We start from the raw sequence: 12,091 nt of genomic DNA on the forward strand, positions 1-12,091 counted from the left end.
GTAACATGACCGAGAAGCCAGGCACGGTGGCGCTGGCCAAGTATCCCCACCCGTATCGGGCGATGATGGCAATCTGTAGTGACCTCGACGAAACCCCGAACTGGAGGGTGTACGGTGAGATCATGCGGTTCCTGAACACCACGGAACCAACACCAATGGGCTCTGGAGTGGGCCTCGAGGTCGGAAACTCCATATACTTCATGATGCCAACCGATCAGTACTCGTATTTCGGCACCGATGAAGCCGGCCGTGAGATGGCCCGGGCCCTCATGCACACCGGCCACATCGATTGCATGCATTCATACGGTGACCATGCCCTGACCCGCCGGGACGCGGAGCGCGTCCTCGCCGAACTGGTCCGCCAGGGATGCCGGCTCAAGGTCTGGGTGGACCACTCCACGGCCCCGACGAACTTCGGCCCCGACATCATGCACGGCAGCGGTGACGTGCCAAGATCTACGGCTTACCACGCCGACCTCACGGTTGCCTACGGGATTCGCTACGTCTGGCGTGGGCGGACCACCTCGATCACGGGACAGGACACGCCCATCAGGCTGCGAAACCTGACGAGCATTATCGACCCGGCCCATCCGGTCGACTCTACTCGCACAGCGGCCAAGCAGGCGGTCAAAATCGGGCTCGGTCGGCTCTCTCACACTTCTTGGGAGATGCACGCGGTGAACCGGCTCTGCCGTCCCAGTAGACTCCGAGACGGTCAATCCGTCTGGGAGTTTCTCCGCTCGAACCCTCATTGGGCAGGGCCCGGGATTGGCGCGACCGCAGACGGGTTCGCCTCCGTCCTGACCCAGACCTTCCTTGACCAGCTCGTGCATCGCGAGGGGGTGTGTGCCCTCTACACCCATCTAGGCAAGGTCACGGACCCAGGCTGTCCTTTTGGTGAGCGCACCCAGACGGCATTCCGCCGCTTGGCAGCCATGCACGAGCGGCGCGAGATTCACGTGACCACCACCCATCGCCTGTTGCGATATCTGACGGTCCGCGATTCGGTCCGCTTTACCACTTCACGGCTCGGCGGCCGCACCGTCATCGTGATCCAATCGGTCGACGACCCGGTGTACGGTTCCTACGAGCCATCGCCCGACGACGTGATCGGGCTCTCCTTCGTAATGAACCGCTGCGACATGGTCGAGGTTTCTGTTCGTAGCGGGTTGCCGCTCGAGTGCGACATCGCTCACGCGGGTCCGCGGACCATCGCGTCCGTGCGATGGCCGCGCCTTACCTATCCCGATCCACTGTGCTAATCGCATGCTCCCCTTAACGGAGGCTCGGACTGATGATCGTAACCGATAAGAGGCTGCTCGACATCCTGTGCTGTCCTTCCGATCGCGGAGAGCTGTCCCTCGTTGCCGCGGAGCCCTCTGAACCGTCCCTTCGCTGCGGCCAGTGTGGACGAAGCTACCCTGTTCACAACGGAATCCCGCGCTTCGTCTCGGATGACCAGTACACAGCCAATTTCAGCCACGAGTGGAGGCTTCACCGAACCACCCAGCTGGACAGCGCGAGCAGCGCTCTCTCGGAACGCACGTTCGCCGAGAAGACGGGCTGGACGCCGGATGACGTCCGCGGGCGGCTCGTGCTTGACGTCGGCTGTGGCATGGGTCGTTTCGCCGACGTCGTGCTTCGCTGGGGCGGTCGCGTCGTCGGCATTGAGCTGAGCTACGCCGTGGACTCGGCCCGGGCGAATCTTGCCCACCACGATGGCTTCACAGCCATCCAGGCGAGCGTCTTCGAGCTACCGTTTCGGCCAGAGTGTTTCGACCTGATCTACAGCATCGGGGTCCTCAATCACACTCCGGATCCCAGGAAGGCCTTTCATTGCCTGCCGCCACTTTTGCGTGCTGGCGGTGAGATCGCCGTCTCTGTGTACTCTCTGCATGCCTACCCTCCCGACGGGATCGAGGAACGGCGCGATCGCGTCCTCCGGAGCGTCACGACGCGGATGCCGGCGCGTCTTCTCTACGCGCTCTGCCGCGCGGCATGCCTCGTCCGAATCCCGTTCGGGTCCCTGTGGCACATGCTCCTCCCCGGCTTTGTCTTCCATGGGCTCCCCAAGACGCACAGCTACGATAGCTACGATTGGCGTGTCCTCGACACCTTTAACTGGTACTCACCGCCGTACCAGTTCAAGCATTCCTATCCGGAGGTGTTCCATTGGTTCCGGGAGGCCGGACTCGTGGACATTGACCTGCGTGACGTTGAGGTGGCGGTCCGCGGCAGGAAGCGCGCGGTCGGAACCCCGCAGCTCAGCGAGCCGGCCACATGTACCGAATCGCTGGTATAGTTCTGATGTGGTGGCCGCTCGTCTTTCGTCTCTGGAACCGGCTTCGAAGGCTGGACTCGGCGCTGGACACTACACTGGTGGCGATGCTCGTCGCGGCCCTCCTGACCTAACCTAATATCAGCGATGCCCACCTGTCTGTACATCGCCTCTCCCAGTTTCTCGGGCTCTACGCTGCTGGCCATGCTGCTGGGCGGACACCCCTGCGTCGCCACCGTCGGCGAGATGAAGGGCGGGCAGGAGGAGCTTCTGACCTACGCGTGTTCCTGTGGAGACTTGTTCACCAAATGCAGCTTCTGGGCGCACCTGATTGCCGCGCTCAAGGAGCGCGGCTTCGTTTATGATCTGTCGGACCGCCACACGATGCCCGCATTCCGCATGCCAGAATCGCCGATCGCCGACCGGTTCATGCGACGGGCGTACGGCAGTCCAGCGTTTGAGTTCCTGAGGAGCCTCGTCCTCCACTGCTGGCCCGGCTCCATGCGGCGCCTCGAGTATCTGCGACGGTACAACCAGACCTTCATCGAGCTTGTCCTTCAGTTCAACAGCGCCTCCGTCTTCCTGGATTCCTCAAAGGACCCGATCCGAATCAAGTACCTGGCCGACATTCCCTCCTTGCAGCTCCAAGTGGTGCATCTAGTCCGGGATGGCCGCGGCGTCGTCAACTCGGCCAGGAAGAACCTCGGGATGCCAGCTCACGAGGCGTCCGTCGAGTGGCGCGAGACGCACCTCGAGATCGAACGGGTCACCAAGCGGTTTTGCGACGGGCGCGTTCTGCGTCTCAGATACGAGGATCTCTGCACGGATCCGGACGGCGTGCTCACCAGCATCTTCGCATTCATCGGAGTCGTGGGAACTATCAAAGCCTCTCAGGCCATCGAGCGCAAGATGCATGTGCTCGGGAATCGCCTGCGGCTGAAAGGGGTGCTCCCCATCCGTCTCGACGAGTCCTGGAGGCATGAGATGTCCGGCAGTGATTTGGCTGCATTCGCCTCCCTCGCGGGGAGCTTGAACAATAAATATGGATACGGAGTGCCCCGTGGCGAGGCGTAACTCCGACACGCCGGAAACCGCCGTCGCTTCGGGTGAGCAGGCCCGGGTGGATGTGTTGCCGGCCGCCCCTCTCGATTCCATTGAGGTGGCATCGGGACTTCTCCGCAGCACTATTTGGAACTGGGCGGGCGAGTTCGTCATGGTGGTGAGCGGTTTCGTTCTGCCGCGACTCATCAACCAACGGATGAGTCAGGAAGAACTTGGCATTTGGGACTTCGGGTGGTCCATTCGATCGTATGTTGCACTCGCCTTCGGGCCGCTGGGAACCGGCGCCAACCATTACTTCGCGCGCTACGCATCGAGTGAGCAGTGGCCAGAGATCAGCCGCACGCTTGGCGCGATGCTCGCACTGGTCATGTACGCATCACTAGGTGCGGGCCTGTTCACCCTCGGACTTGCTTACTTCACGCCCCGGTTGGTCAACACGGCCTCAATACTCCTCATTGGCGACGCACGGAGCCTGGTCCTCTCCATGGGGCTTACTTCCTGCATCAGCATTCTAGCTGTCGTCTTCGGCGGCATCATCGCGGGGCGCGAGCGGTTCGACGTTCTGAATCTCATCGACGGCTTCAGCGACGTTCTTTTGGTCGTGGCTGTTCTCGCGTCCGTGCTCTCAGGCGCCGGACTCAAGGTGATGGGCTTCTGCGTGTTGGCGCGTGAGTTGCTGAACGGCCTCGCCAAATACTGGTGCGCCGGGAAGATTGCTCCGCAGGTGAGTATCCGTCCACGTTGGGTCGATCGATCGATGTTCCGCGAGATCTTCGGATACAGTGCCAAGACGATGATGCATATTTGCGCGGATCTGCTGCAGATCACTCCCTTGGTTGTCGTCACAGTCATCGGGCCCGCCGCTCTGGCACTTTACTCGAGACCGCGCGCACTGATCCAGGTTACCACTCGCTTCCTTATGGCGTTCACGCGTGTTCTTGTACCCGTCGCTAGCGCCTTCCACGGTAAGCAGGACCGCCAGGAATTGGGCGAACTGCTCGTCCGCTCTACCCGATACGTGATGTTCCTGGCTCTGCCGCCGGTGCTGGTGATGCTGATCCTGGGGCAGGCACTACTGCGCGTCTGGATGGGGGACCGGTCCTACGCAGACAACCACGTCCTCCTCATCCTAGTCCTCGGATACCTCCCGTTGTTCGCGCAGCAGGCTACGTCCTTCATCCTGTTCGGATTGGCTTCCCACGGGTTGACCGGCGCTGCGTCCCTGAGCGGCTCCCTTCTAGGTGCCGGCCTCAGCATTCTCTTCGTCGGAATGCTCGGCTGGGGAATCGACGGAGCGGCGCTGGCCGCGGCCATCCCCATCTTCGTTGTCAACCTCTGCGTACTTCCGTATGCCGGATGTCGGGCGGTCCACATTCCTCTTCTCCGCTACGTGCGCGACTCGATCGTCTCCCCCTTGTTCTCGGTGATACCGTTCGCGGCGGTGCTCCTTACAGTTCGATTGTCCTTCCCGGGCAAACCCACAGCCCAACTCCTGGTCGGCTTGTTTGCTGGCTCATTAGTCTTGGCCCCCGTCTATTGGCACACGCTCGTGCCGGTCGACTTGAAGCAGCGAATTTCGAGACGGTTTCTCCTGTGACCGGTACCGGCTTTCGTTGCGGCGCGGATTCCAGCGAGCGGGGTAGTCCGCCGGCACCCCCCGAAGCTCCTCCGCCATGTTGCAAGACCGCGCTGCCGCCGGTGTCCGGCCGCGCCTCGATATGTTTTGTCGCCCCGAACGCCTACTCCGCGCTCTCCGGGCGAGGCGATGTAGCCCACATCGGCGGAGCCGAGCGACAGCAGGTCCTCCTCGCCAAGGAATTGGTCCAGCGAGGATACCGCGTCAGCTTTGTCGTCCTCGATCACGGCCAGCCCGACGCTGAGGACATCCATGGAATCCACGTCTTCAAGTGTTACAGAGTCGATGTCGGTATGCGCGGGTTGCGTTTCTTTCATCCTCGTCTCACCGGCTTGTGGAATGCCATGAAGCGTGCCGATTCCGACGTCTACTATCAGCGCGGAGCCGAGTCTGAAACTGGGCTGGCCGGTCACTGGTGCCGGCGGCATACGCGCGGTTTCATTTTTTCGTTCGCCAACGAGATGACATGCACCCTGCTGTCGCCATTTCCCGCCACTGGCCCCAAGGAGCGCTGGCTGTTTCGCCATGGCCTCCGCCAAGCAGATGCCGTCGTCGCGCAGACATCTCGCCAACAGCGCATTCTATGTGAGACATTCGGCCTGTCGAGCACCGTGATACGAAGCTGCTGCGAATGGTCGCCAGAGGTAACACGAATTGCGCAATCCGCGTCCTACGATCCGGCGCCCGGTCCCGTCCTCTGGGTCGGTCGGTTGAGCGAAGTGAAGCGACCGGATTGGGTGATCCGGCTCGCCGCGGACCTCCCGGAGTGTCGCTTCGACCTCGTTGGGCAATCCAACGTCGCCTCTCAATATGGACGGACACTCGCCGGTCAGATCCAGTCACTGGCCAACATCCGCTGGCATGGCTACGTCCCGCATCATCTGATGAAAGCACTCTATCGCGAGTGCCGATTGCTCCTCTGTACCTCGGAATCGGAAGGTTTCCCGAACGTCTTCCTTGAAGCCTGGGCATGGGGCAAACCAGTGCTCACGTCTGTAGACCCTGACGACGTGGTCGCCAAATTCCAGCTCGGTTACGTCGAAACCGACTATGTAGCGCTGAAACGACGTCTAATGGCGTCGCTATCAGAGTCCGCGATGTGGCGGGCAGCGGGCCGTCGGGGTCAGGACTACATCCGTGAACACCATAGCACTTCTGCCGTGGTGAACGCCTTGGAGGGCGTGGTTCAGCGGTGTCATGAGTCGGTTCGTGCCCGCCGAGCGGCAGCGACGATCGCCTCTGGACCGTGATGTTCAGCGAACTGAACGCTGAACTCAAGCAATACAGCCGCTTCTGCTATCAGGGGCGGCCGGTCTGGCGCGTTCTCGCGCGCATCCTCTACGTGCACCCGGCAGCACTGGCTGTCATCTGGTACCGCGTCGGATCCGCCGCCCGGCGGATCCGGGTTCCGTTCGTACGGCAATTGTCGCAACTCGTCTATCTGATCGGTATGCCTTTCGTTCGGATCTATTCCGGCGTCCAGATTAAGCCACAGACCAAGATCGACCCTGGTCTCACCATCCTCCATTTTGGTGGTATCCTCATCACGCGCGACTGCACGATTGGGGCTAATTGCCTCCTGTACCACAACGTCAGTATCGTAACGATGCGCAGTCAGCGCGGCGCGACAATTGGAAATCACTTCTATGCTGGAACGGACGCCACGATTCTTGGCACCCTTTCCATCGAAGACAACGTAACGGTCGGAGCCGGCGCAGTGGTCACGAAATCCGTCCCGAAGGATGCAGTCGTGGCCGGCGTGCCTGCTCGGATTCTCCGCTTTTGGGAGCCCTCGGAGGACGCTTCCGAGAATCAAACACTGCCGAATCGCTCCCCTGAATGGCTTACGTATCAAACTGACACTGCTCGGGCTGAGCGTCAGCCTACCACGAGGCGAAAAGCATGAAGCAGATCGCGCAGTACCAGGACGGGCGACACGAGGTGCGCGAGGTACCGATGCCGATGCCACCGCCAGGCGGCGTGCTCGTCCGAACGACCCACTCGGTGATCAGCGCTGGCACGGAGAAGATGAAGGTCATGCAAGCCAGCATGAACCTCATTCAGAAAGCCAGGGCACGTCCGGATCAAGTGCGCAAGGTGCTCGACACTGCCAGGAACCTCGGATGGCGCAGCGCGCTCCAAAAAGTCCGAAATCGCTTGGAGTCTCCCGCGCCGCTCGGCTACAGCGCCGCCGGCGTTGTGGTTGACTTGGATAAGGCGAATACTCGATTTCGTGTCGGCGACCGTGTCGCCTGTGCTGGGGCAGAATGCGCCTTCCACGCCGAGTATCTCGCCATGCCGGATCTCCTCCTTGCGCCGGTTCCCGATGAAGTGGAGAACTGGAGGGCCGCGTACACAACCATCTGCGCCATCGCGCTACACGCGGTCCGACAGACCGCGCCAAATCTCGGCGATCGCGTTCTGGTGACCGGACAAGGTCTGGTAGGGCTGTTGGTGACCAATATGCTGGCCCTCGCGGGCGCCCGGGTGATCGCAGTTGACGTACAAACGTCTCGCCGTCCCATCTCCGCGGCCATGGGGGCCGAACGAGTCGTCATACTGGGTGCGCAGCGCCTCCTCGATGAGGTTCGTGACTGGACCCAAGGCTACGGCGTCGACGCCGCCGTCATTTGCGCAGCTTCCAACTCCAGCGCGCCCGTCGAGCAGGCGGCGGAGGCATTGCGAGACCGGGGGCGTGTCGTCAGTGTAGGCATGACCCGCATGGACCTGCCGTGGAGGATCTTCTACGAAAAGGAGCTGGACGTCCGATTTTCTCGTTCCTATGGTCCTGGCCGCTACGACGCCACCTACGAGTGGGCCGGATGCGACTATCCAATCGGGTACGTCCGCTGGACGGAGCAGCGGAACTTCGAGGCTTGCCTCAATCTGATGGCACGTGGCCGCATCAATCTCGAAGCCATCACGACCCGTCGCGTCGCGTTCCTTGATGCCGCCAAGGTGTATGAAGACCTCAAAAAGGGATCCAGTGATATCGGCGTCGTGCTGGAATACTCAACGGATGAACGGACGCTAGCGCAGTCTTCAGGCCCGACGACCCTCCCGGCCGATCCTTCTCCTATTACCGCCCATCCGGTCGCACGCCTAACGCAGCCGGTCACCAGCCTCAACGTCATCGGCGCAGGTAACTTCGCGCGGACCATGCTCCTGCCCCATCTCAAGGGCCGGATCTCTTTCGGCACGGTCGTGAACCAGACAGCGCTCAGCGCAACCCACGTCAAGACAAAGTTCGGCTTCCAGAGGGCGGCGACTGATGTCTCGGACGCGTTCACCGCTGGTACATCTTCCGCGGTCTTGATCGCAACGCGCCATCACCTGCATGCCCCCCTGGTCAAGACCGCGTTACTCGCGCATCGCCACGTGTTCGTCGAGAAGCCTCTTTGTCTGACGCCGAACGAGCTCCAGGAGATCGACGCAGCTCTCTCGCACAGTCACGGCAGTCTCCAGGTAGGCTTCAATCGACGCTTTGCACCCGCGACCGTCGAGTTGAAGCGCCGACTCGCCGACACGCCGGGGCCCAAGACAGCCGTCTATCGGGTCCTTCCGGGCCCGCTCGATCCGCACCACTGGTACGCGAACTATTCTGAGAGTGGCGGGCGCGTCGTCGGTGAGGTCTGCCATTTCCTCGATTACTTCTGTTTTCTCTTCGCGGCGAAGCCCACGCGTATCAGCGCTCAGTCGATTCGGCCGGTCACCGGCGCTCTCCCCTTCCCGGACAGCATCGCGGCGCAGATCGAGTTCGCAGATAGGTCCTGTGGACAGCTGATCTACTCGGCCGAGGGGGATCCGGCCTTCCCGAAGGAGACCCTCACCGTCTTCGCATCTGGTTTCGTCGCAGAGCTCACTAACTTTCAAAGACTGATTCTCTACTCGAATCGTCGGAGACGGAAACTGTCCTACTCCTCGAAGGGGCATGCGGAGCAGATGGGCGCCTGGCTCGCCTTCCTCAGCGGCGAGGCCGAACATCCGTTGCCGTACAACCAATCGAGAACTAGCACCTTTCTGACCTTCGCTGCGCTAGAGTCAATACGACGCGGCTGCGCGGTCGATCCCACCGCGCCCTTCCTCCTCGATCCGCCAGCCTCCAGCTCGTAGGCGCATGACATGTGTGAAATCTGTTAGATATGTATCGCGATGCCGCAATTGCCCTACGCACACAACCCGAGGACTTCGCACGCGGATCATGAACGTCGACCAGATTTCTGAACTGGTTCAGGTCACGGAAAACCCGGCCGGGCTTCAGCAGCTTTTTGATCCGAGGTCGATCTGCGTCGCGGCCGAAGCGCCGGACGGTCAGATCGGCCCGATGGCATGGGCTTGGCTCGGGCCGGGCGATTGCCCAGTCGACGCCAAGTATCGCCATGGAGTTCGATGGCGACTTTGCGCCGATGAGGCGTGGCTGCACAATGGCGAGACCTCACTAGCCCTGCGCCGGACGAGGGTCTATCTTGCCGCTTACCGCACTCTCCTGGAAGAGCTGGCCCGGCGCGGCGATCGGCGATGTTATGGACAAACCTCGGCGAGGAATCCCGAGTCGATTCTGGTCCATTTGCGGCTGGGACTCAACCCATTCGCGGAGATCTCCTATCGCCGAGTTGCCCTGATCGGCATATATCGCCTGCGCCACGATGAGACAAGGCGCCAGATCTGCACCCTGCGTCCGGCACTGAAGATTTCGCCCTACGATTGGCTCGGCTCGGTTCTGACGGAAGCGATACCCGTCCCAAGCGATAATGCACCAAGCTCGCCCAAAACTACCACCCCAGGAGGGCCCCCCTCATGATACTCGCCGCCATCACCGTGGATACCGAGCCGGACAACGTCTGGAGCAACTTTCGCTCAAGTGGACTCGACAATATCCGCGCCCTCGAGCGCTTTCATGAATTGATGGTGGAATGGGGAATACCGCCAACTTATCTCATCACCCATTCGGTCGCATCCGATCCGACCGCGGTCTCACGCCTGCAGCGTTTCGCCCGGAAGGGACCTCTCGAGGTCGGAGCTCATCTGCACGCGTGGGAAACGCCACCCTATCTGCGCGACGGTTCTGATCGCCAGTACCCAGTGTTTGCTCACGATCTACAACCCGAACTGGTACATGAGAAGCTCCAGACTCTGACCCAGCGCATCGCGGAAAACTTCGACGAGCCCACCAGCTACCGGGCCGGGCGATTTGGCTTCGTCCGGGAACACATCCGGATTCTCGAGTCCCTCGGTTACTCCGTGGACAGCTCGATTACGCCGCTGGAGGACCGCTCCGAGAAGTTCGGACTGCCGCCTGCACTCGGCGGGCGGGGTGGCCGGGACTACCGACGGGCGCCATTGGAGCCCTATCACCCCGCCTATGAGGATGATCTGATCCCCGGCTCATCGCAGCTATTGGAAGTGCCGGTGACGGTCGGTCCGACCCGATCCTGGCCGGGCTTGTTGCCGTTTCACCGTTACGGCCCCGAAGTACTGCAGCGCGTGCTCCGTAAGGCCCGCGTCTCGGAGGTGGTGCTCGCTTCTCCGCCGCAGTACGGTTGGCCCCAGCTCGATCGTCTCTTGACCACATGCCTGCATTCGGAGCGAACGGTGCTCAACTTCATGCTGCACTCATCGGAAGTGATGGCGGGCGGCGCTCCATGGATCCAGGACGATGCCGCCCTCGAGGCGCTCTACGATCGATTGCGCCGCTGTATCGTCTGGTTGCGCGAGCGCGCTCAGGTTCGGTTTGCAAGCCTCGCTCAGATCCCGGGTATTTTCACTAGGCCAGGGTCCCAAAGCGCATGCTGATCAGCACGATCACGACGCGCACAGAGTTAGACGCACTCGCACCGGAGTGGAACGATCTACTCCAGGCCAGTCGCGCCGATACGATCTTTCTTACGTGGGAGTATATCTCCGCCTGGCTTGACGCCGCCGCTTCGAGCGCCGAGCTGCACGTGCTAGCCGTGCGCGATCAGAGTGGCAATCTGGTGGGGATTGCACCGTTCTATCGGCGGCAAATCCGCCTCTGCCGTGTACTGACACACCGATGCCTCTGCATTCTGGGCGAACACGCGAGTCCCGCCGAGTACCTCGATCTAATTCTGCACCGCGATCAGGAGCAGCCGGTTCTCGATGCACTTGGCGCTGCACTCGCCCGCCGCAGCGATTGGGATTGCATCTGGATCCCAAAAGTAGCGGGATGGACAGGCGCGCCTGAACGTCTCACCAGGTTGGCCCGTTCGGCGGGGTTACATGTCTGGCGCCGCGACAGCTCCTTTTCGGCCATCGAGCTCCCGCCCGAAGTGGATCAGTACATGCGGTTGCTCTCGACCAAAATGCGCTACCAGATGCGCCGAGGAATCAAACAGCTCAACGAGTCCGGCGCGATCACGTTCGAACAGTGTCGGTCACGAGAGCAACTTCCACTGTTCATCGACAACTTGGAGCGGCTGCATCAGAAACACTGGGCGTCAGCGGGTGAGCCGGGCGGCTTTCGCCGTAACCCCTCCTTCCGAGCATTTGTCGAAACGATCTGCGATAGGGCGATCGAGAAGGGATGGATCAGTCTTAGCAGCATTCGGGTGAACGATATCTGCGTCGCAGTACAGTTCGCGTTTACTTATCATGGCACGTTCAGCGCGATTCAAGAGGGATTCGACCCCGATTTCAAAACGGTCACAGAGGGCATCGGAAACGTCCTGCGCTGCCGCACGATTCAGCAATGCATTGAGGCGGGCCTGACATGTTACGATTTTCTGGGGGGGGAGACTTGGCATAAACAGCGCTGGGCCGCGCAGATGCGACAGGGCTTTGACTTCTTCATTCATCGCCGCTCGGTTAAGACGCTTCCTCTCCGGGTCCGACCCGTATGGCCGACCGGTCGCCACATGGCCTGGCACCTCGATGGCTCGACATCCCTCCCGCACCCGACGACTCAAGTTGCGGCAACAAATTGACGCGGTTCTTTGAAGAACAGAACCCTTAACCTGAAGTTCCCGCCTCGCTTTTCCGAAGAACTCACGGGAAATCAGCAAGTTGCCGTAGGTCGGTGGGTCCAGTATGTTGACATGTAAATAGCAGGCAGGCGTGATATTTAGCTTTATCAATGGCATAATCTCGCATATGAT

Annotated in this window: 10 protein-coding genes; all 10 read left to right on the forward strand. The window is 61.2% G+C overall.

Annotation, left to right across the window (positions count from 1 at the left end; genetic code table 11):
* Nucleotides 1-26 precede the first annotated feature (26 nt).
* The gene (locus tag Q7W02_28925) at nt 27-1,262 is read left to right on the forward strand and encodes a hypothetical protein (protein ID MDO8480150.1); all 1,236 of its coding nucleotides are present in this window, start codon (nt 27-29) and stop codon (nt 1,260-1,262) included.
* Between the two features lie 32 nt (nt 1,263-1,294).
* Nucleotides 1,295-2,302 (forward strand): methyltransferase domain-containing protein, encoded by a 1,008-nt coding sequence (locus tag Q7W02_28930; GenBank protein ID MDO8480151.1) that lies wholly within the window; start codon nt 1,295-1,297, stop codon nt 2,300-2,302.
* Nucleotides 2,303-2,425: 123 nt separating this feature from the next.
* On the forward strand, nt 2,426-3,352 hold the full coding sequence (locus tag Q7W02_28935; GenBank protein ID MDO8480152.1) for a sulfotransferase: 927 nt from the start codon (nt 2,426-2,428) through the stop codon (nt 3,350-3,352).
* On the forward strand, nt 3,339-4,937 hold the full coding sequence (locus tag Q7W02_28940; GenBank protein ID MDO8480153.1) for a lipopolysaccharide biosynthesis protein: 1,599 nt from the start codon (nt 3,339-3,341) through the stop codon (nt 4,935-4,937). The genes Q7W02_28935 and Q7W02_28940 overlap by 14 nt, the downstream gene beginning before the upstream one ends.
* Before the next feature lie 101 nt (nt 4,938-5,038).
* A complete protein-coding gene (locus Q7W02_28945) occupies nt 5,039-6,226 on the forward strand; it encodes a glycosyltransferase family 4 protein (GenBank protein ID MDO8480154.1) in 1,188 nt (395 codons plus the stop codon).
* Nucleotides 6,226-6,882 carry a hypothetical protein gene (locus tag Q7W02_28950; protein MDO8480155.1) on the forward strand — a complete coding sequence of 219 codons (657 nt, stop codon included), beginning with the start codon at nt 6,226-6,228 and terminating at the stop codon, nt 6,880-6,882. Before Q7W02_28945 ends, Q7W02_28950 begins: the two co-directional genes overlap by 1 nt.
* Entirely contained in the window at nt 6,879-9,089 is a 2,211-nt protein-coding gene (locus Q7W02_28955) for a bi-domain-containing oxidoreductase (protein ID MDO8480156.1), read from the forward strand. The genes Q7W02_28950 and Q7W02_28955 overlap by 4 nt, the downstream gene beginning before the upstream one ends.
* An 88-nt stretch (nt 9,090-9,177) precedes the next feature.
* Entirely contained in the window at nt 9,178-9,777 is a 600-nt protein-coding gene (locus Q7W02_28960) for a hypothetical protein (protein MDO8480157.1), read from the forward strand.
* Complete coding sequence (locus tag Q7W02_28965; protein MDO8480158.1) at nt 9,774-10,769, forward strand: hypothetical protein; 996 nt, start codon at nt 9,774-9,776, stop codon at nt 10,767-10,769. Before Q7W02_28960 ends, Q7W02_28965 begins: the two co-directional genes overlap by 4 nt.
* The gene (locus Q7W02_28970) at nt 10,763-11,920 is read left to right on the forward strand and encodes a GNAT family N-acetyltransferase (protein MDO8480159.1); all 1,158 of its coding nucleotides are present in this window, start codon (nt 10,763-10,765) and stop codon (nt 11,918-11,920) included. Before Q7W02_28965 ends, Q7W02_28970 begins: the two co-directional genes overlap by 7 nt.
* Nucleotides 11,921-12,091: the final 171 nt, after the last annotated feature.

This window comes from Candidatus Rokuibacteriota bacterium (assembly GCA_030647435.1).
In the GTDB taxonomy this organism is placed as follows: domain Bacteria; phylum Methylomirabilota; class Methylomirabilia; order Rokubacteriales; family CSP1-6; genus AR37.

Excerpts from the sequence above, each read along its gene's own strand:
- Q7W02_28930 (MDO8480151.1), top strand. The coding sequence starts at position 1,295 with ATGATCGTAACCGATAAGAGGCTGCTCGACATCCTGTGCTGTCCTTCC.
- Q7W02_28960 (MDO8480157.1), top strand. The coding sequence starts at position 9,178 with ATGAACGTCGACCAGATTTCTGAACTGGTTCAGGTCACGGAAAACCCG.
- Q7W02_28955 (MDO8480156.1), top strand. The coding sequence starts at position 6,879 with ATGAAGCAGATCGCGCAGTACCAGGACGGGCGACACGAGGTGCGCGAG.
- Q7W02_28935 (MDO8480152.1), top strand. The coding sequence starts at position 2,426 with ATGCCCACCTGTCTGTACATCGCCTCTCCCAGTTTCTCGGGCTCTACG.
- Q7W02_28970 (MDO8480159.1), top strand. The coding sequence starts at position 10,763 with ATGCTGATCAGCACGATCACGACGCGCACAGAGTTAGACGCACTCGCA.
- Q7W02_28950 (MDO8480155.1), top strand. The coding sequence starts at position 6,226 with ATGTTCAGCGAACTGAACGCTGAACTCAAGCAATACAGCCGCTTCTGC.
- Q7W02_28965 (MDO8480158.1), top strand. The coding sequence starts at position 9,774 with ATGATACTCGCCGCCATCACCGTGGATACCGAGCCGGACAACGTCTGG.